Origin of the sequence: Mesorhizobium sp. M2A.F.Ca.ET.043.05.1.1 (assembly GCF_003952445.1) — a bacterium.
In the GTDB taxonomy this organism is placed as follows: domain Bacteria; phylum Pseudomonadota; class Alphaproteobacteria; order Rhizobiales; family Rhizobiaceae; genus Mesorhizobium.
Map to the genome: position 1 here is coordinate 3,505,358 of NZ_CP034446.1, position 23,434 is coordinate 3,528,791.

21 protein-coding genes are annotated in these 23,434 nt (G+C 64.3%); 16 read left to right on the top strand and 5 right to left on the bottom strand.

Annotation, left to right across the window (positions count from 1 at the left end):
• Window positions 1-71 precede the first annotated feature (71 nt).
• Genes EJ069_RS17260 through EJ069_RS17275 form a run of 4 tightly spaced genes read right to left on the bottom strand, consistent with a single transcriptional unit; the run spans window position 72 to window position 3,854 of the window.
• Complete coding sequence (locus tag EJ069_RS17260) at window positions 72-1,112, bottom strand: DUF3445 domain-containing protein (RefSeq protein ID WP_126062323.1); 1,041 nt, start codon at window positions 1,110-1,112, stop codon at window positions 72-74.
• 9 nt (window positions 1,113-1,121) lie between these two features.
• Window positions 1,122-2,087: a PDR/VanB family oxidoreductase gene (locus EJ069_RS17265; protein WP_126062324.1), complete on the bottom strand. Its 966-nt coding sequence runs from the start codon at window positions 2,085-2,087 to the stop codon at window positions 1,122-1,124.
• Complete coding sequence (locus EJ069_RS17270; RefSeq protein ID WP_126062325.1) at window positions 2,084-2,680, bottom strand: dimethylamine monooxygenase subunit DmmA family protein; 597 nt, start codon at window positions 2,678-2,680, stop codon at window positions 2,084-2,086. The genes EJ069_RS17265 and EJ069_RS17270 overlap by 4 nt, the downstream gene beginning before the upstream one ends.
• A 40-nt stretch (window positions 2,681-2,720) precedes the next feature.
• Window positions 2,721-3,854, bottom strand: a complete 1,134-nt coding sequence (locus tag EJ069_RS17275) for an aminomethyltransferase family protein (RefSeq protein ID WP_126062326.1) — start codon at window positions 3,852-3,854, stop codon at window positions 2,721-2,723.
• A 293-nt stretch (window positions 3,855-4,147) separates the two neighbouring features.
• Between EJ069_RS17275 and EJ069_RS17280 the strand changes: the two genes are divergently transcribed.
• The 16 genes from EJ069_RS17280 (at window position 4,148) to EJ069_RS17360 (ending at window position 21,832) form a co-directional block, all read left to right on the top strand.
• Entirely contained in the window at window positions 4,148-4,435 is a 288-nt protein-coding gene (locus EJ069_RS17280; RefSeq protein WP_126062327.1) for a hypothetical protein, read from the top strand.
• An 11-nt stretch (window positions 4,436-4,446) separates the two neighbouring features.
• Entirely contained in the window at window positions 4,447-4,824 is a 378-nt protein-coding gene (locus tag EJ069_RS17285; protein ID WP_042645898.1) for a hypothetical protein, read from the top strand.
• A 16-nt stretch (window positions 4,825-4,840) separates the two neighbouring features.
• Entirely contained in the window at window positions 4,841-5,002 is a 162-nt protein-coding gene (locus EJ069_RS17290; protein ID WP_126062328.1) for a hypothetical protein, read from the top strand.
• Window positions 5,003-5,015: 13 nt separating this feature from the next.
• The gene (locus tag EJ069_RS17295; protein WP_126062329.1) at window positions 5,016-6,422 is read left to right on the top strand and encodes an amino acid permease; all 1,407 of its coding nucleotides are present in this window, start codon (window positions 5,016-5,018) and stop codon (window positions 6,420-6,422) included.
• A gap of 46 nt (window positions 6,423-6,468) precedes the next feature.
• Window positions 6,469-7,158: a hypothetical protein gene (locus EJ069_RS17300; protein ID WP_126062330.1), complete on the top strand. Its 690-nt coding sequence runs from the start codon at window positions 6,469-6,471 to the stop codon at window positions 7,156-7,158.
• Window positions 7,155-7,475, top strand: a complete 321-nt coding sequence (locus EJ069_RS17305) for a hypothetical protein (RefSeq protein WP_126062331.1) — start codon at window positions 7,155-7,157, stop codon at window positions 7,473-7,475. Before EJ069_RS17300 ends, EJ069_RS17305 begins: the two co-directional genes overlap by 4 nt.
• Before the next feature lie 86 nt (window positions 7,476-7,561).
• A complete protein-coding gene (locus tag EJ069_RS17310; protein WP_126062332.1) occupies window positions 7,562-8,458 on the top strand; it encodes a glutamine amidotransferase family protein in 897 nt (298 codons plus the stop codon).
• A gap of 4 nt (window positions 8,459-8,462) precedes the next feature.
• A complete protein-coding gene (locus EJ069_RS17315) occupies window positions 8,463-9,194 on the top strand; it encodes a GXGXG domain-containing protein (protein WP_126062333.1) in 732 nt (243 codons plus the stop codon).
• Between the two features lie 8 nt (window positions 9,195-9,202).
• A complete protein-coding gene (locus EJ069_RS17320; protein WP_126062334.1) occupies window positions 9,203-10,531 on the top strand; it encodes an FMN-binding glutamate synthase family protein in 1,329 nt (442 codons plus the stop codon).
• Between the two features lie 35 nt (window positions 10,532-10,566).
• Window positions 10,567-11,874, top strand: coding sequence for a type III glutamate--ammonia ligase (glnT, locus tag EJ069_RS17325; RefSeq protein WP_126062335.1), 1,308 nt, complete (start codon window positions 10,567-10,569; stop codon window positions 11,872-11,874).
• A gap of 38 nt (window positions 11,875-11,912) precedes the next feature.
• Window positions 11,913-13,166 carry a sarcosine oxidase subunit beta family protein gene (locus EJ069_RS17330; RefSeq protein ID WP_126062336.1) on the top strand — a complete coding sequence of 418 codons (1,254 nt, stop codon included), beginning with the start codon at window positions 11,913-11,915 and terminating at the stop codon, window positions 13,164-13,166.
• Window positions 13,167-13,181: 15 nt separating this feature from the next.
• Window positions 13,182-13,457: a sarcosine oxidase subunit delta gene (locus EJ069_RS17335; RefSeq protein WP_126062337.1), complete on the top strand. Its 276-nt coding sequence runs from the start codon at window positions 13,182-13,184 to the stop codon at window positions 13,455-13,457.
• A complete protein-coding gene (locus EJ069_RS17340) occupies window positions 13,457-16,438 on the top strand; it encodes a sarcosine oxidase subunit alpha (protein WP_126062338.1) in 2,982 nt (993 codons plus the stop codon). The genes EJ069_RS17335 and EJ069_RS17340 overlap by 1 nt, the downstream gene beginning before the upstream one ends.
• Window positions 16,431-17,054, top strand: coding sequence for a sarcosine oxidase subunit gamma family protein (locus tag EJ069_RS17345; RefSeq protein ID WP_126062339.1), 624 nt, complete (start codon window positions 16,431-16,433; stop codon window positions 17,052-17,054). Before EJ069_RS17340 ends, EJ069_RS17345 begins: the two co-directional genes overlap by 8 nt.
• Before the next feature lie 258 nt (window positions 17,055-17,312).
• A complete protein-coding gene (locus EJ069_RS17355) occupies window positions 17,313-19,682 on the top strand; it encodes an aminomethyltransferase family protein (RefSeq protein ID WP_126062340.1) in 2,370 nt (789 codons plus the stop codon).
• A 440-nt stretch (window positions 19,683-20,122) separates the two neighbouring features.
• The gene (locus EJ069_RS17360) at window positions 20,123-21,832 is read left to right on the top strand and encodes an APC family permease (RefSeq protein ID WP_126062341.1); all 1,710 of its coding nucleotides are present in this window, start codon (window positions 20,123-20,125) and stop codon (window positions 21,830-21,832) included.
• Window positions 21,833-21,905: 73 nt separating this feature from the next.
• Here EJ069_RS17360 and EJ069_RS17365 read toward each other — a convergent pair whose 3' ends face one another.
• On the bottom strand, window positions 21,906-23,255 hold the full coding sequence (locus EJ069_RS17365; RefSeq protein WP_126062342.1) for an LLM class flavin-dependent oxidoreductase: 1,350 nt from the start codon (window positions 23,253-23,255) through the stop codon (window positions 21,906-21,908).
• Window positions 23,256-23,434 lie beyond the last annotated feature (179 nt).

Genomic DNA, 23,434 nt, shown 5'->3' on the forward strand with positions numbered 1-23,434 from the left:
ACGAAGACCCCCTCTCCGTCCGCTTCGCGGACACCTCTCCCCCGCTTTGCGGGGGCGAGGAACCCAAGTCTTCAGTCCGGCCCAAACCCCGGGCTGGTCGGGCTGCCATCATCAAGCTTGGACAGCCATTCCACCAGCGTCGGCCGATACCGCGTCAAGCCTTTGTAGGTGGCAAGCTCTTCCGGCAGGTCGCGGATGACGCGGTGCAGGCGGCGGGCCCATTTCGGCTGGGTGACCAGTTCATCCATCTTGATCAGGTAGCAGCGGATGGGGAAGACGATGGCGTTGGAGCGCGGCAGCCGCCAGAAGCTTTGCAGTTCGACGCGCAGATGCACTTTCTCGCCGACATTTTCGGGCGTGACGGTGGCGCGATCCGGGCCCCATTTGTGATAATTCTCGGGGCTGGTGTCGAGGCGCGGATTGATGGTCATCGTCCAGTTGAGGCGCCGCGCCGGCCTGCCCTGCTGGATGTTGGTGAGGAATTTCAGCGCGCGGGTGAAGATTCCCTTCTCGTGCGCCAGCGGCACCGGCGCGTGCCACTCGAAGAAATTCATGCCGATATCGAAATCGAGCGACCAGTCGGCCTGGGTGGTGACCATGCCGGCATCCATCCACAGATTGCCGTCGCGCTGGTCGAGGATGCAGAAATCGCCCTGGCTCTGGCGGGTGATGTATTCCATCGGCCCATAGGGCAGCGTCGAGGTGTCGCCGAAGGTGAAGGTGTCGTCGATGCCGAGCGGCCGGTTGATCCAGCGCCAGCGATCGCCGTTCCGCTCCAGCGTGAAATGCTCGGGGTAGCCGAGCGCCTGCTGTTCCATCAGAAGCTCGAGCAGGTCCCAACCGGCCAGCGTCATATGCGGCAGCGACTGGCAGCGCAGCGGATCCTCGGCCAGCACCAAGGCGCGGTCCTGCATCTCCGCGACATAGTGCTCGTCGACGTCGATCAGGTTTTCGAGCACCGAGCCTTTCGGCCCGACGACATGCGGCTCGATGTTGACCGCATACATGTAGGCGTCTTCGTTGAACGGGAACGGAAAGCGCCTGATGTGCTCCGGGCTGTTCCTGAAGGTGTAGTCGTCGCGAAAGGTTTCCTTGCGAAAGGTGATGCCCATTGACGCCTCCTATCTTTCCAGGACCAGCGACTTGCCCTCGAAGCGCGAGACGCAAGGCATGATCTTGCAGCCGGAACGGTGGTCTTCCTCGCTCAGCCAGTGATCGTTGTGGATGAACTTGCCGTCGGAGGAGATCACATTGGTCTCGCACTGGCCGCAGACGCCGCCGCGGCAGAGATAGGGCGGGTCGACGCCGGCGGCTTCCATGGCTTCCAGCAGGCTCTGCTGCTCGCCGACGCGGATCGTCTTGCCGGTGAGGGCCAAGGCCACGTCGAACGGCGCGCCGGGCTGGGGTGCGGCGAAATGCTCGAAATGCACCGTCTCCGACGGCCAGCCGAGCGCCGCGGCGCGGTCGCGAACCCAGTTGATCATGCCGGCCGGGCCGCAGACATAGAGATGCGTGCCGAGCGGCTGCGAGGACAACAGCCGATCGAGATCGATGCGCTCCTCGCGGTCGTCGTGATAGAGCCTGACCCGGTTGCCGTAGCGCTGCTGCAAGATATCGGCATAGGTGCCGAGCGAAGCGGTGCGACAGGTGTAGTGCAATTCGAAATTGCCGCCGGCCGCCGCCAGCTGCGAAGTCTGCGCCATGAAGGGCGTGATGCCGATGCCGCCGGCCAGCATGAGATGCTTTTTCGCCCTGAGGTCCAGCGAGAACAGATTGACCGGATAGCTGATCACCATCTCCAGGCCGGGCTTGACCTGCCGGTGCATGAACAGCGAGCCGCCGCGGCCGACATCGTCGCGGCGCACCGAGATCGTGTATTCGCGTGTGTCGAGCGGCGAGCCCATCAGCGAATAGGGGTTGAGCCTGCTGCGATCACTGTCGCGCATTTCGACCACGACATGGGCGCCGCCGGAAAAGGTCGGCAGCAGGCCGCCGTCGCGGCGGCGGAAATGGAAGCGCGTGACGAGATCGTTGACGGGAACGACGTCGCTGACCACGACATCGAGCTTGGTGGTGCCGGTGCTCATGAGAAGGCCTCCTCCATCGGAGGAATCTCGGAGCGATCCTCGGCGTTGATGCACACGCCCTGGAAGGCGGCGAGGCGCCGCGAATAATGATCGCGCACCAGGAGCAGCAGGCCGCAATGCGAGCAGAGCGCCGGCTGCGTCGTAACGTTCTCGGTGATGCCCTTGCAGTGCACGCATTGCATGCGCCGCGCCAGCGAGCCGCGATGCTCGGTCTGCATCGAGGTGTGGTCCATGCCGGCTTCGAGCGCCGCCTGCATGGCCTGGCCGATAAGCCCCTCGGTGCCGGCAAGATAGATCCGCAGGCCCATATGCGCGTTGGTCAGCGTCTGCTTGAGACGCGGCAGGAGGCTGGCGAAAGACGGCGCGATGTGGAGTTGCGCCGGCTTCAATGCTTCCAGAGCCGCGATGTGCTTGCCCTCCGGGCCTGGAATGAAGTCGATTTCCGCGCCGTCGAAAAAGCCGGACGGCGCCTTGCCGGCCATGTCGGTGATCGCGAGCGCGCCTTCGGCATCGGCGATGAAGAGATGATGCTTGCCCGGCCGCGGAGAGAGCGTTCCGTAAATGGGCCGGCTGATGATCGTCTTGGCTGCCATTCGTCCTTAGTACCCTAAATCCCCTCCCCGTGATGTTGCCTCAACCCTTGGCGGTGCGCTTGGTCTTCTTCGGGTCGTCGAACGGCAAGGGTTGCGCCGTCGCCTTGATCGAGCCGCTTCTGTTGCGGATCTCGAGCCTGGTGTCCTTGACCGCGCAGTCAACGTCAAGGCGGGCGATGCCCATCGATTTCTCGACCAGGGGCGAATACATGGCGCAGGTGACCACGCCGACCTTCTTGCCGTCGCGATAGACCGGCGCGCCTTCGTCCGCCGGCTCCTTGCCGTCGAGCAGCACGCCATAAATCTTGAAGCGCTCCTTGCCCTTCAGCCGGTAATGCTCCTCGGCGCCGCGGAAACCGGTCTTGCCGGGGCTGACGGTGAAGTCGAGGCCGAGCTCCCACAGCGTGTCGCCGGGGCCTTCGTTCTCGAACGGATATTTCTGGGAATTGTCGTAGGGGTAGAAGAGCAGATAGCTCTCGACGCGCAGCATGTCGAGCGTGGTGAAGCGGCACGGGATGATGCCGGCGCTCTTGCCCTCCTCGAGGATCCTGTCCCAGATCGTGCCGGCGTCCGGGCCGCGGCAGAAGATCTCGTAGCCCCGCTCGCCGGTGTAGCCGGTGCGCGAGATCATGACGGGCAAGCCGAAGAGCTGCGTCTGCATGTGATGGAAGTAAGGAAGGTCGCGGATACCCGGCACATGCTTGGTGAGGTAATCGACGGCGGTCGGCCCCTGCAGCGAAAGGTCGTGCAAATTGTCGTCGAAGCGCAGCGAGACGTCGCGCCCCATGGCAGCGCGCTGCAGCTCCTCATGGCCGGTGCCCGAGCCGTGCACGACCATCCACGAGTTGGGGCTGATGCGGTAGAGGATGCAGTCGTCGGTGAATTTTCCCGCCTCGTTCAGCATGCAGGCATAGGCCGACTTGCCGGGATAGATCTTCTCCACGTCGCGCGTCGTGGCGAGGTCGATCAGATGCGACGCATGCGGCCCGGTGATGTGAACCTTCTTCAGGCCGGAGACATCCATCAGCCCGGCCTTGGTGCGGATGGCGATATATTCCTCGTCGGCGTCCTTGTCATAGGTCCAGGCGGTGCCCATGCCGCTCCAGTCCTCGAGTTTCGAGCCGAGCGCGCGATGGCGATCCGCCAGGGTCGAGAATCTCCAGGATGCCGTCATCCGATCGTCCTCCGTGCGATTAGGTCGCTTAGCGGTTGCTGTTCCCTGCTCCTGCTTGGCGTCGGAGCTTGCTCGAATATTGACCGCAAACGGCGGAGCCCTGCAATCCCCTTGAAGCAAATAATTTCATTGTCAGGCAAATTTCTTGCCCGAGGACAAATAGCTTACGGAGCGTAAATCCGGCTTGACAATTTCGAAGATCGGTCGGAATTTATGAAAAAAATTTCACTCTCTAGAAAGAGTGGACGCCCGGTCGATTTCGGGGCCGGACGTCGCCAGAAGGGGAAAAACCGATGTCCGACCTGCAGCAGCGCATCGAAGCGCTGTACCGTTCCGACGTGCGCGGATCCGTGCTCCTGATCGTTTGCTTGTGGGCGACGATCCTCTTCGTCCTCCTGATGACCTGGGCCTACATCCCCGACAGCGGGATCAAGCTCGTGGTGGTCATCGCGGCTGCCGCGGTGCTGATCTTCAACACCGCCGCCATCCTGGCGATGCTCAACCATTACAAGGAAGACAAGGACTTCATCTACGGCCTCGACATCAAGAACGCCGACGCGTTCCGCAACAGCAAGTCCTGAGGGGAAAGACTATGTCCCGCTATATCCCGCCGGAACAGAGCAAGGCCGGCCAGATTTTCGACATCGCCGTCGTCGTGGTCGCCATCTTCGTGGCGCTGTGGCTGCCGCTGAAGCTCGGCCTCGCCGGCGCGGCGAAATCCATCGATCCCCTGGACGCCAAGACATGGGACGCGCTCGGCCAGAATGCGACCATGGCGTCGATCTGGGAGAAGCTCGGCTACACGCCCGAGACCGCGCACGACATCATCCAGAACCGTTTCCACTACATCATCGACTGGCCGACGCTGATCATCATGGCAATCGTGCTGGTCGCCTATTTCGTCTTCCTGTTCCGCGCCTCCGATCGCGAGTATCGCGAGGTGATCAACGAAAAATTCGACGACAAGTAATTCGGGGACAAGATCCATGTGGATGGCAATCAACTACGCCTGCTGGGGCATCTCGGGCTTGCTTGCGCTCTGGATGCTCTACGACTGGTTCAAGATCGACACGACCTATTCCGAGGACGTGCTGACCTCCTCGCGCGAAGGCGAGCTTGAAGCCGTTTCCGAGAAACACCGGATCTGAGTGGGGACTGACGATGACCGCTGCGGTTGAAACGGGACTGACGACGACGATCCACGGCGACCGGGTCTCGCTGCTTCGGGTGCTCGGCCCCGCCCATGTCTGGGCGCTCGGCGTCGGCATCGTGCTGGTCGGCGAGTTCACCGGATGGAATTTCGCGGCAGACAAGGGCGGCGCGCTGGCCGCGCTGATCGTCTGCTGGATCGTCGGACTGCTTTACACCTCGGTCGCCATGATCGACTCGGAGGTGACCTCGACCGTGGCCGCCGCCGGCGGCCAGTACGCGCAGGCCAAGCACATTGTCGGGCCGCTGATGGCCTTCAACGTCGCGCTGTTCCTGGTGTTCGCCTACACGATGCTCGAAGTGTCGGACGCCATCCTGCTCGGCGACACGATCGTCGCCAAGGCAGGCGTCGAAGGGCTGACGCACAATTCCTTCATCGCCGCCACCATCGTGGTGCTCGCCTGGCTCAACTATCGCGGCGTGCTGATGACGCTCAACGTCAATTTCGTCATCACCGCAATCGCCTATATCTCGATCGTCATCCTGTTCTTCTCCGTCAGCCCATGGACGCAAGGCGCGGTGCTGAAGCTCAACGAGCTGGTCACGCCTGGCAACGCGCTGCCCTATGGCTGGATCGGCGTGATCGCCGCCTTCCAGTTCGGCATCTGGTACTATCTCGGCATCGAGGGCACCACGCAGGCGGCCGAGGAAGTGCGCTCGCCGGCGCGCTCCCTGCCCTACGGCACCATGGCCGGCATGATCACGCTGCTGATCGCCGCCGCCATGACCTGGTATGTCTGCGCCTCGCTGATGCCCTGGGAATATCTTGGCATCACCTATTATCCGCTGTGGGACGCCGGCAAGCTCACCGGCAGCCCGCTGCTGGAGAACCTTTTGTTCATCGCGACGCTGCTGGCGGCGCTTGCCTCGGCCAATGGCTGCATCAACGACGCGGCGCGCGCCTGGTTCTCGCTCGGCCGCGACCGCTACCTGCCAAGCTGGTTCTCGGCGGTGCATCCGAAATATCGCACGCCCTATCGCTCGATCCTGTTCCTGCTGCCGATCGCGCTCGCCTTCGCCTTCATCGCCGACCTCAACCAGGCGATCACCTTCTCGATCCTGTCGGGCGTGCTGCAATACACCTTCATGAGTATCAACATCATGATGTTCCGCAAGAAGTGGCCGCTGGGCTCGATCCGCCGCGGCTACACGCATCCCTTCCACCCGCTGCCGGCGATCGTGCTGTTCTGCCTGTGCATGGTGACGTTCTTCGCCATCTTCCTCGGCTTCGGCTCACAGCTGATCGCGATGACGGTGTTCTATTTCCTGATCTCGCTGTGGTTCCACTTCTATCGCTACAAGTTCGTGCGGCGCGGCGACCAGTTCTCCATGCCGTGGCCGAAGCCGCAGGGTTATTGAGTGGAGTGAAGGCCCGCCTCTCGACGGCGGGCCGTGGCGTGTCGAAATGTCGGAACTGACGTCAGTATTGCTTGCCGGAGCGATCGCATTGGGGGTCGTCGCTCATATTGCCTGGCTCGCGCGCGTCAGCCGCAACAGGGCGAAGGCGGCTCTGGCCGCCGACACGGCGAGCGTCCGCGGCGTCGTTGCGGATGCCGCCGATATTTCCGGCGGCACGGCCGGCGTGGTCACCTGGGCCGGCACGTGGAACGGCCAGCGCGTTCAGCTGCGCACCATCGTCGACACGCTGGCGACGCGAAAGCTGCCGACGCGCTGGCTCAGCGTCTCGATCACCGAGCCGGTCGGCGTGCCGGGTGTCTTCGACATGATGATGCGGCCGAATTCGGCGACGACATTTTCCAATTTCGACCATCTGCCGTACACGCTGCCGAAGGTGCTCGGCTTTCCCGCCGACGCGGTGCTCAAGACGGACCGCAGAGGCGTCGCCTTTCCGCAGGACCTGATCGCCGCGCATATCGACATCTTTGCCGAGGGGCGCGCCAAGGAATTGCTTATCACGCCCAACGGCGTGCGCATCGTCTGGCTGTTGGCCGAAGCCGAGCGCGCACGCTATGGCGTGTTCCGGCAGGCCGCGTTCGGCGATGCCGGGATCGATCCCGGCCTGATCGAAAGGCTGCTCGATGCCGCTTCCACGCTTCGCCAAGCCATCAACCGGCGCGAGAGGCAGGCCGCATGAGCGCCACCCCTGCTCCCGTCAATCCCTATCTCGTGCTCGGCGCGGCGGTCGTTTTGCCGGCAAGCGGCCATGTCATGCTCGGCGTGCCGGTACGCGGCCTGCAGTTCCTGTTCTTCATGGTGATCCTGGGCTGGATAACGACCAAGCTGGCGCCGGCCGATGCCAGCTTCATCGGCCGCCATGCCGGCGCTTTCCTGATCTATGCTTTCTCGATCCTCGACGCCTACAAAATCGCGCGCATCCGCCATGCGATCTGGGTTCACAAGGCGCGCCCGGACGGCGATAGTGCCAAGGGCGATGCGCCGTCCAACATGTAACCACAGGAAAATTTCTTTCATAGCAATTGAATTCGGCTCGCTCATTGGGTACATCATCTGAGAGCCAAAAAACGTTGGAGGCTGGCATGTGCGGAATCGTCGGACTTTTCTTGAAGGACAAGGCGCTGGAGCCGAAGCTCGGCGCCATGCTGTCGGAGATGCTGGTGTCGCTCAGCGACCGCGGCCCGGACAGCGCCGGCATCGCCATCTATGGCGCGGCCACCGGCAATGAAGCCAAGATCACCGTGCAGTCGCCGAAGGCAGATCGCGATTTCCGCGGCCTCGACGCCGAGCTCGCGAAGGCGGTCGGCGCGCCGGTGAGCGTGGCGGTGAATTCGACGCACGCCGTCATCAGGACCACGCCCGACAAGGTCGATGCCGCGCGCGAAGCGCTGCAGACGCTCAGGCCCGACATCCGCATCATGGGCGCCGGCGAGGCGGTTGAAATCTACAAGGAGGTCGGCCTGCCGGAAACCGTCATCGATCGCTTCCACGTGCGCTCGATGACCGGCACGCATGGCATCGGCCACACCCGCATGGCGACGGAATCGGCGGTCACCACGATGGGCGCGCATCCGTTCTCGACCGGCGCCGACCAGTGCCTGGTGCATAACGGCTCGCTCTCCAACCACAACAATGTGCGCCGCGAGCTGATCCGCGACGGCATGAAGTTCGAGACCGAGAACGACACCGAAGTTGCCGCGGCCTATCTTTCCAACCGGATGGCGCATGGCAAGAATCTGGGCGAGGCGCTGGAAGGCACGCTCTCCGACCTCGACGGCTTCTTCACCTTCGTCGTCGGCACCAAGAACGGCTTCGGCGTGGTGCGCGACCCGATCGCCTGCAAGCCGGCCGTGATGGCCGAGACCGACCAGTATGTCGCCTTCGGTTCGGAATATCGCGCGCTGACCAAGCTGCCCGGCATCGACAATGCGCGGGTCTGGGAGCCCGAGCCCGCAACCGTCTATTTCTGGGAGCATTGAGCTGATGCCGGCAACCCCAATGTCGAAGGCCGAGCGTGACCAGGGCGATGCGAGGATGTTCGATCTCTCGCAACATTCGCTGCGCGAATTGAACGAGGCGCTGCACAAGCTCACGCCGGGTTCGAACGAGACTGCCTGGGAAGTGCTCAACCCGAAGGGCAGCCATTCGGTCGCCGTCGGCGTCGACCAGCCGGTCAGCATCGATGTGCGCGGCAGCGTCGGCTATTACTGCGCCGGCATGAATGACGGCGCCGCGATCACCGTGCATGGCTCGGCCGGCCCCGGCGTCGGCGAGAACATGATGTCGGGCTCGATCGTCATCAAGGGCGACGCCAGCCAGTATGCCGGCGCCACCGGCCGCGGCGGCCTGCTGGTCATCGAGGGCAACGCCTCGTCGCGCTGCGGCATCTCGATGAAGGGCATCGACATCGTCGTGCACGGCAATATCGGCCACATGTCGGCCTTCATGGCGCAGTCCGGCAACCTGGTGGTGCTGGGCGATGCCGGCGACGCGCTGGGCGATTCCATCTACGAGGCGCGGCTCTTCGTGCGCGGCAAGGTCGAAAGCCTCGGCGCCGACTGCATCGCCAAGGAGATGCGACCCGAGCACATCGAATTGCTGCAGGGCCTGCTCGACAAGGCCGGCGTCACCGGCGTCAAGGCCTCGGAGTTCAAGCGCTACGGCTCGGCCCGCAAACTCTACACTTTCAACATCGATAACGCGGACGCGTATTGAGGACAGAAATGGCCTATCACAATCCTCCCACGACGCCGCGCAAATCCGCGACCTTCGACGACTACACGCTTTCCGAAATCCGCCGCGCGGCCGCGACCGGCATCTATGACATCCGTGGCGCCGGCGCCAAGCGCAAGCTGCCGCATTTCGACGATCTGTTGTTCCTCGGCGCCTCGATCTCGCGCTATCCGCTGGAAGGCTACCGCGAACGCTGCGACACCTCGGTGGTGCTCGGCTCGCGCCATGCCAAGAAGCCGATCGAGCTCAAGATCCCGATCACCATCGCCGGCATGAGTTTTGGCTCGCTTTCCGGTCCCGCCAAGGAAGCCCTTGGCCGCGGCGCGACGATCGCCGGGACATCGACCACCACAGGCGACGGCGGCATGACCGAGGAAGAACGCGGCCACTCGAAGACGCTGGTCTATCAATACCTGCCGTCGCGCTACGGCATGAACCCGCGCGACCTGCGCCGCGCCGACGCCATCGAGGTCGTCGTCGGCCAGGGCGCCAAGCCTGGCGGCGGCGGCATGCTGCTTGGACAGAAGATCTCCGACCGCGTGGCCGAAATGCGCACGCTGCCCAAGGGCATCGACCAGCGCTCGGCCTCGCGCCATCCCGACTGGACCGGGCCGGACGATCTCGAGATCAAGATCCTCGAGCTGCGCGAGATCACCGACTGGGAAAAGCCGATCTATGTCAAAGTCGGCGGTGCCCGCCCCTACTACGACACCGCGCTCGCGGTGAAGGCCGGCGCCGACGTCGTCGTGATCGACGGCATGCAGGGCGGCACGGCCGCAACCCAGGAAGTGTTCATCGAGAATGTCGGCCAGCCGACGCTCGCCTGCATCAGGCCGGCCGTGCAAGCGCTGCAGGACCTCGGCATGCACCGCAAGGTGCAGCTCATCATCTCCGGTGGCATCCGCAATGGCGCCGATGTCGCCAAGGCGCTGGCGCTCGGCGTCGATGCGGTGTCGATCGGCACGGCGGCGCTCGTCGCGCTCGGCGACAACGATCCGCGCTGGGAGGCGGAATACAATGCGCTGGGCACCACGGCCGGCGCCTATGACGACTGGCACGAGGGCCGCGACCCGGCCGGCATCACCACGCAGGACCCCGAACTGATGAAGCGGGTCGATCCGATCGCGGCCGGACGACGCCTGGCGAATTACCTCAAGGTGATGACGCTGGAGGCGCAGACGATTGCTCGCGCCTGCGGCAAGAACAGCCTGCACAATCTGGAGCCTGAGGATCTCGTTGCGCTCACCATCGAATCCGCCGCCATGGCCGGCGTGCCTTTGGCCGGCACCAACTGGATACCGGGAAAGAACGGCTTCTAGGACAACTTCCAAGACCACATAAGCGAGGAACTATAATGGGGAACGATCTCGCCGCATTCGCCAAGGAGAACGGCGTCAAATATTTCATGATCTCCTACACCGACCTGTTCAGCGGGCAGCGCGCCAAGCTGGTGCCGGCGCAGGCGATCGCCGACATGCAGAAGGACGGCGCCGGCTTTGCCGGTTTCGCGACATGGCTCGACCTGACGCCGGCGCATCCCGACATGCTGGCGGTGCCGGACCCGGACTCGGTGATCCAGTTGCCATGGAAGAAAGACGTCGCCTGGGTGGCGGCCACCTGCGTGATGGATGACAAGCTCGTCGACCAGGCGCCGCGCAACACGCTGAAGCGGGTGATCGACGAAGCCGCCCGCGACGGCATGCATGTCAAGACCGGCGTCGAGGCCGAGTTCTTCCTGATCTCGCCGGACGGCAAGGCGATCTCCGACGAATACGACACAGCTTCGAAGCCCTGCTACGACCAGCAGGCGGTGATGCGCCGCTACGACGTGATCGCAGAGATTTGCGACCACATGCTGGCGCTGGGCTGGGGCCCGTACCAGAACGACCATGAGGACGCCAACGGCCAGTTCGAGATGAACTGGACCTTCGACCACGCGCTGGCGACGGCCGACAAGCACTCCTTCTTCAAGTTCATGGTCAAGTCGATCGCGGAAAAGCATGGCCTGCGCGCGACGTTCATGCCCAAGCCCTTCCAAGGCCTGACCGGCAATGGCTGCCATGCGCATATCTCGGTGTGGGACGAGGCCGGCAAGACCAACGTCTTCGCCGACAATTCGGAAGAGCTCGGCCTCTCCGCCAAGGGCAGGAACTTCCTCGGCGGCATCATGAAGCATGCCTCGGCGCTTGCCGCGATCACCAATCCGACGGTCAACTCCTACAAGCGTATCAACGCGCCGCGCACCATTTCGGGCGCGACCTGGGCGCCGAACACGGTGACCTGGACCGGCAACAACCGCACCCACATGGTGCGCGTGCCTGGGCCTGGACGCTTCGAGCTGCGCCTGCCCGACGGCGCCGCCAACCCTTATCTCTTGCAGGCCGTGATCATCGCCGCCGGCCTCGACGGCATCCGCTCCAAGGCCGACCCCGGCAAGCGCTACGATATCGACATGTACCAGTTCGGCCATACCGTCACGGATGCGCCGAAGCTGCCGCTCAACCTGCTTGACGCGCTGCGCGAGTTCGACAACGACAAATCGCTCAAGGCGGCGCTGGGTGAAGAATTTTCGTCGGCATATCTAAAGCTGAAGCAGCAGGAATGGAATTCCTATGCTTCGCACTTCACGCAGTGGGAGCGCGACCACACGCTGGATATCTAGCATCCAGCATTGCGGATGAGCGGCCTCGGAATGATTTTATGAAATACTCGATCTTCTCGCTCGCCCGTGCCGCCCTCTCCGGCCACAAGAACTGGAAGCCTACGTGGCGCGATGCGGCGCCAAAGGATCGCTACGACGTGGTGATCATCGGCGGTGGCGGGCACGGGCTCGCCACCGCCTGGTTCCTCGCCAGCGAGTTCGGCATCCGCAACGTCGCCGTGCTGGAGAAGGGCTGGATCGGCTCCGGCAACGCCGGCCGCAACACCACCATCATCCGCTCCAATTACGGCCTCCCCGGCAACACTGGATTCTACGAGCTTTCGATGAAGCTGTGGGAGCGGATGGAGCAGGACCTCAACTACAACGCCATGGTCAGCCAGCGCGGCGTGCTCAACCTCTATCATTCCGACGCGCAGCGCGACGCCTTCGCCCGGCGCGGCAACACCATGCGCATCAACGGCATCGACGCCGAGCTGCTCGACCAGGCGGCGCTGCGCAAAATGCTGCCATTCCTGAATTTCGAGAATGCGCGCTTTCCAATCCAGGGCGGGCTGCTGCAGCGGCGCGGCGGTACGGCGCGGCATGACGCGGTGGTCTGGGGCTATGCGCATGCGGCGAGCGCGCTCGGCGTCGACATCATCCAGAATTGCGAGGTCACCGGCTTCACGCGGGATACCAACGGCAAGGTGACGGGCGTCGAGACCTCGCGCGGCAAGATCGGCGCCGGCAAGGTCGGCATGGCGGTGGCGGGTTCTTCCTCGCGCGTGGCGGCGATGGCCGGCCTGCGCCTGCCGATCGAAAGCCATGTGCTGCAGGCGTTTGTCTCCGAAGCGATCAAGCCGCTGATCCCCGGCGTCATGACCTTCGGCGCCGGTCATTTCTATGTCAGCCAGTCGGACAAGGGCGGGCTGGTCTTTGGCGGCGATATCGACGGCTACAATTCCTATGCCCAACGCGGCAATTTACCGGTGATCGAGGATGTCTGCGAAGGCGGCATGGCGCTGATCCCGATGATCGGCCGCGTGCGGCTCTTGCGCCAATGGGGCGGCATCATGGACATGTCGATGGACGGCTCGCCGATCATCGACAAGAGCCCGGTCGACGGCCTCTATATCAATGCCGGCTGGTGCTATGGCGGCTTCAAGGCGACGCCCGGCTCAGGCTTCGTCTTCGCTCATCTTCTGGCGCGTGACGAGTCGCACAAGGAGGCCGCCCGCTTCCGGCTCGACCGCTTCCAGCGCGGCGCCATGATCGACGAGAAGGGCCAGGGCGCCCAACCGAACCTGCACTGAGGCCGCCAGAAGACCATGCGTATCACCTGTCCTTTCTGCGGCGAACGCGAGCTCGGCGAGTTCACCTATCTCGGTGACGCCAAGCCACAACGCCCCGCGGCCGAAGCCGACGCGGGCGCCGTCTACGACTACGTCTATCTGCGCGACAACATCGCCGGCGTGATGAGCGAGCACTGGTACCACGGCGGCGGTTGCCGGGCGTGGCTGAAGGTCACTCGCAACACGCTGACGCATGAGATTTCGGCGGTCGAGGCGGCTGCAGGCGCCGGCGCCGCCAAGGTTGGTGCGTGATGGCCGGCGATCAGGCAAACCGTCTCACATCCGGCGGCCTCATCGATCGCTCGACCGCGCTCAGCTTCCGCTTCGACGGCAAGACTTTTTTGGGCTTCAAGGGCGACACGCTGGCTTCGGCGCTGGTCGCCAATGGCGTCAAGCTGGTCGGCCGCTCGTTCAAGTACCATCGCCCGCGCGGCATCCTGACCGCTGGGTCGGAAGAGCCCAACGCGCTGGTCGAATTGCGCGGCGGCGCCAGGCGAGAGCCGAACACCAAGGCGACGACGGCCGAGCTCTATGAGGGCCTGGAAGCCGCCAGCCAGAACCGCTGGCCGTCGCTCAATTTCGACGTCATGTCGGTTAACCAGCTGTTCGCGCCGATCTTCGTCGCGGGCTTCTACTACAAGACCTTCATGTGGCCGGCAAAATTCTGGGAAGCGATTTACGAGCCGGCGATCCGCCGCGCCGCCGGCCTAGGACGCGCTGCCGGCGTTTCCGATCCCGACCACTATGACAAGGCCTGGGCGCATTGCGACGTGGTGATCGCCGGCTCCGGTCCGACTGGTCTGGCGGCAGCCCTTGCCGCCGGCCGTAGCGGCGCCCGCGTCATTCTGTGCGAGGAGGATTTCGTCCTTGGCGGGCGGCTGCTTGCCGATGGCGGCACGATCGACCGATTGCCCGCCGCCGAATGGATCGCGCGGGCAGTTGCCGAACTTGAGGCGATGCCCGATGTGCGCATCATGACGCGCACATCCCTGTTCGGCGTCTATGACGGCGGCACCTATGGCGCGATCGAGCGCGTCAACGACCATCTGCCTGTGCCGCCGGAACATCAGGTGCGGCAGCGCCTGTGGCGGATCGTGGCCAAGCGCTGCGTGGTTGCCGCCGGCGCGATCGAACGTCCGATCGTCTTTGCCGGCAACGACACGCCCGGCGTGATGATGGCGTCGGCCATGCGCAGCTACATCAACCGCTACGCCGCGACGCCGGCGAGGCGCATCGCGCTGTTCACAAACAATGAGGACGGCTGGCGCACAGCCGAGACGGCGATCGCGGCAGGGCTTCAGGTGGCGGCCGTGATCGATGCGCGGCCGGATGTTTCGCCGGCGCATCGCTCGCTGGCCAGCAAGGGCGGCTTTCCGGTGCTGCACGGCTCGGTCTCCGCTGTCGACGGCGGCAAGACCGGCGTACGAAAGATTTCCGTGTCGCTGACCGGTGGCGCGCGCGCCGAGGTCGAGGCCGACGGGCTCGCCATCTCGGGCGGCTGGAACCCGGCGGTCGGCCTTACTTCCTACCATCGCGGCCGACCGAAATGGCGCGACGACATCGCCGCCTTCGTGCCGGACGGCGCACCGCCCGGCATGGTCGCGGCTGGTGCGGCCAACGGCGCCTTCGGTCTCGGCGCCTGCCTGCGCGAAGGGTACGAAGCCGGCGCTGCTGCCGCACGCGATGCCGGACGCAGCGGCAATATCGGCTCGATGCCAGTCGCCGACGACGCGGCTTTCTCGCTAACGCCGCTCTGGCATGTCGCCGGCAAGGGCAAGGCCTTCGTCGACCAGCAGCATGACGTCACCGCTTCCGATGTCGAGCTGGCGCAGCGCGAGGGTTTTCAATCGGTCGAACATCTGAAGCGCTACACCACGCTCGGCATGGCGACCGACCAGGGCAAGACCTCGAATGTCGCCGGCCTCGCCATCATGGCGGCGGTCAGCGGCAAATCCATTCCCGAGACCGGCACGACGATCTACCGGCCGCCTTATGTGCCGGTCGCCATCGGCGCCTTCGCCGGCCATCACCGCGACGAGAATTTTCATGCGACGCGGCTGACGCCGTCACATCACTGGGCGGCCGAACAAGGCGCGATCTTCGTCGACACCGGGCTTTGGAAGCGCGCGCAGTGGTATCCGCGCGCGGGCGAGAAGGACTGGCTGCAATCGGTGACGCGGGAGGTCAAGGCTGTGCGCTCAGGCGTCGGCTTCTGCGATGTCTCGACGCTCGGCAAGATCGACGTGCATGGGCCCGATGCCGGCGCCTTCCTCGACCGCGTCTACATCAACGCCTTCTCCAGCCTTGCGGTCGGCAAGGCGCGCTACGGGCTGATGCTGCGCGAGGACGGCATCGTCTATGACGACGGCACGACCTCGCGTCTGGCCGAAGATCATTATTTCCTGACCACCACGACGGCGAAAGCCGGGCTGGTGATGCAGCATCTGGAGTTCTGCCGGCAGGTGCTGTTCCCCGAGTTCGATGTGCAGCTTACGTCGGTTTCCGATCAGTGGGCGCAGTTCTCCATCGCCGGTCCGAAAACGCGTGATCTGCTGAAAGAGATCGTCGATCCGTCCGAGGACCTGTCGAACGAAGGTTTTCCTTTCATGGGCGCGCGGGAAGTTGCGTTGCGCGGCGGCATCAAGGCGCGGCTGTTCCGCATTTCCTTCTCCGGCGAGATGGCGTTCGAGATTTCGGTGCCAGCGCGCTACGGCGAGGCGATGGCGCGCAATTTGATGATCGCGGGCAAGCCATTCGGCATGACGCCTTACGGCACCGAAGCGCTCGGCGTGATGCGCATCGAAAAGGGCCATGTCGCCGGGCCGGAGCTCAACGGCACCACCACGGCGGGCGATCTCGGCCTCGGCAAGATGATGTCGACCAAGAAGGATTTCATCGGCCGCGTCATGGCCGGCCGCGAGGCGCTCACCGCCCCGAACCGGCAGGTGGTCGTCGGCATCAAGCCGACCGACAAGGCGCGCCGCCTGCGCTCAGGCGCGCATATCATTCCGAAGGGCGAGTCGCCCGGCCCCGACAACGACCAGGGCTATGTCACCTCGGTCTGCTTCTCGCCGGTGCTCGACCAGTGGATCGGGCTGGGTCTTGTCGAACGCGGCCGCGAGCGCATCGGCGAGATCGTGCGCGCGCATGATCCGCTGCGCTCCGAGGACTACGATGTCGAGCTCTGCAATTCCGTCTTCTACGATCCGGATGGAGGACGCCAGCGTGGCTGAGTTTTCCTGGGATGTCCGCAGCCCGCTCGCTCGCTCGCTCGTGGCCGGCCCTTACGGTGCGCAGGGCGACGTCGGCGTGGCGCTGACCGAGATCCGCAATTTCGACCTCGTGCAGGTGATGGCGCGGCGCGGCAAGGCCGGCGAGATGATATCGGCTGCGAAGGCGCGCTTCGGCGTTGCCGCGCCGGAGACGCCGAGGGCAGTCGCTACGGCCGATGCAACGCTGATCTGGTCGGGGCCGGATCAGTTCCTTGTACTGTCCAAGGGCGGCAAGCATTCGATTGAGGTGCTTGCCCCCGGCTTTGCCGGTTCGGCTTCGCTGTCCGACCAATCGCATGCGCGGGCGTTGATCAGCATCTCCGGCGACAAGGCTCGCGCGATGCTCGCCAAGCTGTCGTCGATCGACCTGCATCCCGATGTGTTCGGCGTGGGCGCGGCGGCGGCAACGTCGATGGATCACACGAGTGTCACGCTGTGGCGCGGTGGTGATCGCAATGGCCAGGCCGTGTTCAATCTCCTGGTGTTCGCGACCTTCGCCGAGAGCCTGTGGCACACCATTCTGAACTCGGCCGCGGAATACGGAGTGACGATCGGCTATTCGGAAGACTTGGCGTAGCGACGCGCGTCCTCTCCTTCTCCCCTTGTGGGAGAAGGTGTCGCCGAAGGCGACGGATGAGGGGGGCTCCAGGGAAAGCCAAGGCCTCACTCCGCTGGAACACCCCTCATCCGTCTCGGCGCTACGCGCCGATCCACCTTCTCCCACAAGGGGAGAAGGGAAGACCTGCCTTGCCAAAAGCCCTCACCCTGCTATTCTCTCAGCGAAAATAATTTTACACACAGGCAAACTTGTTTCTCGCTCGGAGGAGGGTTTGAGATGAGCCAGTCGCCCTACCCTGCCGTCCTGTCCGGGCCGCCGCGTCCGAGCTTGATCCTGAGGCCTGGCGAGATCCGCCTGCCGCCGGGCCTGGAGCGCTACACAGTGCAGGGCAATGGCGCGGTGCTCATCGACGTCGAGGCGGGCGACAGCGTCAGTGTGACCAATGTCGAGGGCGGGCAGCCTTGCGAATTGCTGGCCTGGGATAAAACGGGGATCACCGATCCCGGCATTTTCGGTGAGAGGTCGAACAGCAATGCGGCCGGCATCAAGGCGCTTCTTGCCGAAGGGGACGACAGTCTCTCGGCGGTTCGCCTCAGCCTCGAGCGCCGCAAGGTGGAGCTCGACCAACCGAAAGCCGTGCGCGTGTTCGGCGGCACCACGCCGGCCGGCACCGAGCAGAGTTTTTCCGTGCAGCGCGACGGCGCGCTGCTGATTGCGGCGCCCGGCGGGCCTATGCTGGTCGACGGCCACAACACGGCGACGCCGCTGACCGTCCTGGTGCGCCGCGCCACGATCCGGCTGAAGACAAGAGGGCAGCTTGCCGATCCGCTCGCCGATCCGGTGCTCGATCTCAGGGTTCATTCGGCGACCGCCGAATCCTATTTCGTCAGGGCCGGCGACTATCTGCAGATCATCGACGTCGACGGCCGGCAGTGCACCGATTTCCAGTGCTTTTCGGCGCGCAAACTGGACAAGGGGCACGACCTGCCGCTCGATGTGACGACGACGCGCACGCTGATGGGCTCGGCCTATCCGATGCCCGGCCTGCATTCGAAATATTACGACCAGGACATGGAGCCGCTGGTCGAGGTGGTGCAGGACACATGCGGCCGGCACGATGCCTTCGCGCTCGCCTGCGCCGCCAAATATTACGACGACATCGGCTATCCCGGCCACACCAACTGCTCGGAGAATTTCAACAAGGCGCTTGCCGACAAGGGTATCACGCCCCGCGCCGGCTGGATGGCCATCAACTTCTTCTTCAACACGGCGATCGACGCGCATGGCGTGATGGTGTCGGACGAACCCTGGTCGCGGCCGGGTGACTATGTTTTGCTGCGGGCGCTGACTGACATCGTCTGCGTGTCCTCGGCCTGCCCGGACGACACCACGCCCGCCAATGGCTGGGACCTGACCGACATCCATGTGCGGACCTATTCCGGCCAGCACAAATTCTCGCGAGCGATCGCCAGACGCATGAAGCCCGACTCGGAACCGAAAATGACCCGCGAGACAGCCTTTCATTCGAGCTTTGCCAAGCATACGCGCGACTTCGTCGAATACAGGGGCTATTGGCTGGCCAATTCCTTCGCCAAGGAAGGGCCTATCGCCGAATACTGGGCCTGCCGGCAGGATGCGGTGATCATGGACCTGTCGCCGCTGCGCAAGTTCGAGGTGACCGGACCGGACGCCGAGGCGCTGCTGCAATACACGCTGACCCGCGACGTCAGGAAGCTTGGCGTCGGCCAGGTCGTCTATACGGCGATGTGCTACGAGCATGGCGGCATGATCGACGACGGCACGCTGCTCAGGCTCGGCAAGGACAATTTCCGCTGGGTCGGCGGCGACGATCTTTCCGGCGAATGGCTGCGCGAGACGGCCACGAAGCTCGGCCTCAACGTGCTGGTGCGCTCCTCCACCGACCAGATGCACAACATCGCCGTGCAGGGGCCGAAGAGCCGCGACATCTTGAAGGAAGTCGTCTGGACCTCGCCGGTCCAGCCCGCGATCGGCGAGCTCGAATGGTTCCGCTTCGCGGTCGCGCGCATCGGCGGCGGCAATGGCGTGCCGATCGTCGTCTCGCGCACCGGCTATACCGGCGAGCTCGGCTATGAGATCTGGTGCCATCCGCGCGACGCGGAAAAGGTGTTCGACGCAGTCTGGGAAGCCGGCCAGCCGCACGGGCTGAAACCGATGGGCCTGCAGGCGCTGGACATGGTGCGCATCGAGGCCGGTCTGATCTTCGCCGGCTACGAATTCTCCGATCAGACCGATCCGTTCGAGGCCGGCATCGGTTTCACCGTGCCGCTGAAGACCAAGGCCGACGACTTCATCGGCCGCGACGCGCTGATCCGGCGCAAGGAACATCCGCAGACGAAGCTTGTCGGCCTCGACGTCGACGCCAACATCCCGGTCGGCCATGGCGACTGCGTCCATATCGGCCGCGCCCACATCGGCGTCGTCACTTCCGGCATGCGCTCGCCGGTGCTCGGCAAGACAATCGCGCTGGCACGGCTAGACGTCACCCACGCAGGGATCGGCACGGAGGTCGAGATCGGCAAGCTCGACGGCCATGCCAAACGGCTGCCCGCGCGCGTCGTGGCCTTCGCCCATTACGATCCGCAGAAGACCAAGCCGCGATCCTGATAGCGGCGTCTTTCCCTTCTCCCCTTGCGGGAGAAGGTGGATCGGCGCGCAGCGCCGAGACGGATGAGGGGTGTTCCAGGGAACGCCAACGCCTCGCTCCGCTGGAACGCCCCTCATCCGTCGCCTTCGGCGACACCGCCCGGCCCTTCGCAGGCTCAGGGCGTTCGAAGCTCGAAAAGCCAAGCAATTGGCTTTTTGTTCGCTGCGCGAACTGCTTCTCACCCCACAAGGGGAGAAGGCAAGAGCATGTTTCGCAAGCGTGATGTGCATGACATCCACAAAACGCTTGACGCGAAAGCGCGCTGGATCAATCTTCACTCTAAAGAAAAAAATACGACTGAGTGGAAACACGACGGTCGGGCCATAGTGGCCGGGGAGCAAGCTTCGCGAGAGCCGAAGCGTCGCCGGCGGGGAACAGAAAAAAGGGGAAGACACAAGATATGAGCACGATAAGCACGGCCCTGGAGCAGCCTGCCGAAAGCAAGCTGCTCAGGCATATCGACTGGCGTGGCGCCTTCTGGGTGGCGAGCGGCGTTCCGGCGCTGGTCCTGTTCTCGATCGGCGGCATTGCCGGCACGACCGGAACCCTGGCCTTCCTGATCTGGACGGTGTCCATGATCATGGGCTTCCTGCAATCCTTCACCTATGCGGAGATTGCCGGCCTGTTCCCGAACAAGTCGGGCGGCGCCTCGATCTACGGCGCTACCGCCTGGCTGCGCTATTCGAAATTCATCGCGCCGCTGTCGGTGTGGTGCAACTGGTTCGCCTGGTCGCCGGTGCTGTCGCTCGGCTGCTCCATCGCCGCCGCCTATATCCTCAACGCCCTGGCGCCGATCCCGGTCTTCTCCGAGACCTCGCCGGAGGTCGTCGCCTATATCGCCGCGCATGCGGGGACGGCCCCTGCCGACGCCATCGCCGCGGTGACGGCTGCCGCGACGCCGGCTATCCGCACCTGGACGCTGTGGGGCCATACGCTGGGTCCCGTCTCCTTCACGCTCAACGCCACCTTCTTCATCGGCGCGGTCCTGATGCTGGTCATCTTCGCCATCCAGCATCGCGGCATCCTCGGCACCGCCAATGTGCAGAAATATATCGGTCTGCTGGTCATCATCCCGATGCTGATCGTCGGCGTGGTGCCGATCATCACCGGCCAGATCGACTACGCCAACTTCTCGCCGCTGGTGCCGCTCGCGGCCGCCTATGCGCCTGACCCGGGCTCCTGGAACATCGCCGGCTGGACACTCGTGCTGGGCGGCATGTTCATCGCCGCATGGTCGACCTACGGCTTCGAGACCGCCGTCTGCTACACGTCGGAATTCAAGAACCCCGGCACCGACACGTTCAAGGCGATCTTCTATTCCGGCCTGCTCTGCATGCTGTTGTTCATCCTGGTGCCCTTCACCTTCCAGGGCGTGCTGGGCCTGAACGGCATGCTGGCGACGCCGATCGTCGACGGCTCGGGCGTCGCCGACGCGCTGGCCGGCATGGTCGGCGGCGGCAAGATCATCCACAGCCTGCTGGTCATGCTGATGATCCTGGCGCTGGTGCTTTGCATCATGACGGCGATGGCCGGCTCCTCGCGCACGCTCTACCAGGGTTCGGTCGATGGCTGGCTGCCGCGCTATCTCAGCCATGTCAACGAGCATGGCGCGCCGACGCGGGCGATGTGGACCGACCTCTGCTTCAACCTGATCGTGCTGGCAATCGCCTCGGCCGACGCGACGAGCTTCTTCTTCATCCTCGCCGTATCGAACTGCGGCTACATCATCTTCAACTTCCTCAACCTAAATGCCGGCTGGATCCATCGCATCGACAACGGCCACATCACGCGGCCGTGGCGGGCGCCGACCTGGCTGCTCGGCATCGGCGCCATCTTCGCCTATGTCAACGCCATCTTCATGGGCGCCGGCGCCAAGGTGTGGAACCCGATGGCGCTGTGGGCCGGCCTGATCACGGCTGCCTTGATCATCCCGGTGTTCTGCTTCCGCCATTACATCCAGGATGGCGGCAAATTCCCCGATCATATGATGGCCGACCTCGGCATGGCGGGGGCAGACCTCTCGGTCAAGAAGGCGGGCATGCTGCCCTATCTGACGCTCGCCGCCGGCGTGATCGTGATGCTGATCGCCAATTGGGTGTTCGTCATCTGACGTGGCAAGCTGAAAGCAAACGGGCGCGCTTCGGCGCGCCCGTCTCCTTTTGGCGAGTTTGTCGAAGCTGAGATCAGCCAGCCTTGCGGACGGCCGTTTCTTCGAAGAACCGGTTCGGCGGCCGCTTCAGGCCGAGATTCTCGCGCAGCGTCGATCCTTCATATTCGCGCCTGAAGATCCCGCGCCGCTGCAGCTCGGGCACGACCTTCTCGGCGAAGTCGTCGAGCCCGGCGGGCAGGTAAGGAAACATGACATTGAAGCCGTCGGAGCCTTCGGTGAGCAGCCATTCCTCCATTTCATCAGCAATGGACTTGGCGGTGCCGACGAAAGCGAGACCCGAATAGCCGCCGAGGCGCTGGGCGAGCTGGCGCACCGTGAGGTTTTCCTTGCGCGCCAGTTCGATGACGCGTTCGCGGCTGCTCTTCGAGGCATTGGTCTCCGGAATGTCCGGCAACGGTCCGTCCGGATCGAAACCGGACGCGTCGTGGCCGAGCGCGATCGACAGCGAGGCGATGCCGCTCTCGTAATAGACGAGGCTGTCCAGCTTCGCGCGCTTGGCCCGCGCCTCCTCGACACTGTCGCCGACGATGACGAAGGCGCCGGGCAGGATCTTGATGTCGTCGCGCGCGCGGCCAAGTTTTTCCGCTCGGCCCTTCACGTCGGCAAGGAAGCGCTGGCCGGATGCCAGGTCGGGCGGCGCCGCGAAGATCACCTCCGCCGTCTCGGCGGCCAGCTGGCGCCCGACGTCAGACGCGCCGGCCTGGACGATGACCGGCCAGCCCTGCACCGGCCTGGCGATGTTGAGTGGCCCTCGCACCGACAGATGCTCGCCCTTGTGGTCGAGCACATGGAGTTTCGATGGATCGAAGTAGAGGCCGCTCTCCGCGTCGCGGATGAAGGCGTCGTCGGCAAAACTGTCCCACAACCCGGTGACGACATCGTAGAACTCGCGCGCCCGGTGGTAGCGCTCGTCATGCTCGACATGCTCGTCGAGGCCGAAATTCAGCGCCGCGTCGGGATTGGACGTGGTGACGATGTTCCAGCCGGCGCGTCCGCCGCTGATATGGTCGAGCGAGGCGAAGCGCCGCGCAATGTGATAGGGCGCGTCGAAAGTCGTCGATGCGGTGGCGACCAGGCCGATGTGGTCGGTGACGGCGGCAAGCGCCGACAGCAGCGTGAACGGCTCGAAGGATGTCACCGTGTGGCTGCGCCGCAGCGCCTCGATCGGCATGTTGAGCACGGCCAGATGATCGGCCATGAAGAAGGCGTCGAACTTCGCCGCCTCGAGCGTCTGCGCGAATCGCTTGAGATGCGCGAAGTTGAAGTTGGCGTCGGGATAGGCGCCCGGATAGCGCCAGGCGCCGGTGTGAAGACTGACGGGCCGCATGAAGGCGCCGAGCCGCAATTGCCGTTTTTCTGACATGGGGAATGATCCAGCGATGACGAGCGTTGCCGCTCCGATATTAGCGCAGGATCGGCCCGCATCGCGCCGCTGAAAAGGAATTCTGTTTTGCCGAAGCCCTGCCGCGGAGTATTTTCGCCCGGCTGGCCCTTGATGCGGATCATCCGCCACCGGCTTTCGCCGATGGCGGATGATGCCTT

Bases quoted from the DNA above. Each gene is read 5' to 3' on its own strand.
- EJ069_RS17260 (WP_126062323.1), bottom strand. From the start codon at position 1,112: ATGGGCATCACCTTTCGCAAGGAAACCTTTCGCGACGACTACACCTTC.
- EJ069_RS17280 (WP_126062327.1), top strand. From the start codon at position 4,148: ATGTCCGACCTGCAGCAGCGCATCGAAGCGCTGTACCGTTCCGACGTG.
- glnT (WP_126062335.1), top strand. From the start codon at position 10,567: ATGGGGAACGATCTCGCCGCATTCGCCAAGGAGAACGGCGTCAAATAT.
- EJ069_RS17275 (WP_126062326.1), bottom strand. From the start codon at position 3,854: ATGACGGCATCCTGGAGATTCTCGACCCTGGCGGATCGCCATCGCGCG.
- EJ069_RS17340 (WP_126062338.1), top strand. From the start codon at position 13,457: ATGGCCGGCGATCAGGCAAACCGTCTCACATCCGGCGGCCTCATCGAT.
- EJ069_RS17330 (WP_126062336.1), top strand. From the start codon at position 11,913: ATGAAATACTCGATCTTCTCGCTCGCCCGTGCCGCCCTCTCCGGCCAC.
- EJ069_RS17270 (WP_126062325.1), bottom strand. From the start codon at position 2,680: ATGGCAGCCAAGACGATCATCAGCCGGCCCATTTACGGAACGCTCTCT.
- EJ069_RS17300 (WP_126062330.1), top strand. From the start codon at position 6,469: ATGTCGGAACTGACGTCAGTATTGCTTGCCGGAGCGATCGCATTGGGG.
- EJ069_RS17305 (WP_126062331.1), top strand. From the start codon at position 7,155: ATGAGCGCCACCCCTGCTCCCGTCAATCCCTATCTCGTGCTCGGCGCG.
- EJ069_RS17265 (WP_126062324.1), bottom strand. From the start codon at position 2,087: ATGAGCACCGGCACCACCAAGCTCGATGTCGTGGTCAGCGACGTCGTT.
- EJ069_RS17365 (WP_126062342.1), bottom strand. From the start codon at position 23,255: ATGTCAGAAAAACGGCAATTGCGGCTCGGCGCCTTCATGCGGCCCGTC.
- EJ069_RS17335 (WP_126062337.1), top strand. From the start codon at position 13,182: ATGCGTATCACCTGTCCTTTCTGCGGCGAACGCGAGCTCGGCGAGTTC.
- EJ069_RS17295 (WP_126062329.1), top strand. From the start codon at position 5,016: ATGACCGCTGCGGTTGAAACGGGACTGACGACGACGATCCACGGCGAC.
- EJ069_RS17290 (WP_126062328.1), top strand. From the start codon at position 4,841: ATGTGGATGGCAATCAACTACGCCTGCTGGGGCATCTCGGGCTTGCTT.
- EJ069_RS17285 (WP_042645898.1), top strand. From the start codon at position 4,447: ATGTCCCGCTATATCCCGCCGGAACAGAGCAAGGCCGGCCAGATTTTC.
- EJ069_RS17320 (WP_126062334.1), top strand. From the start codon at position 9,203: ATGGCCTATCACAATCCTCCCACGACGCCGCGCAAATCCGCGACCTTC.
- EJ069_RS17360 (WP_126062341.1), top strand. From the start codon at position 20,123: ATGAGCACGATAAGCACGGCCCTGGAGCAGCCTGCCGAAAGCAAGCTG.
- EJ069_RS17355 (WP_126062340.1), top strand. From the start codon at position 17,313: ATGAGCCAGTCGCCCTACCCTGCCGTCCTGTCCGGGCCGCCGCGTCCG.
- EJ069_RS17310 (WP_126062332.1), top strand. From the start codon at position 7,562: ATGTGCGGAATCGTCGGACTTTTCTTGAAGGACAAGGCGCTGGAGCCG.
- EJ069_RS17315 (WP_126062333.1), top strand. From the start codon at position 8,463: ATGCCGGCAACCCCAATGTCGAAGGCCGAGCGTGACCAGGGCGATGCG.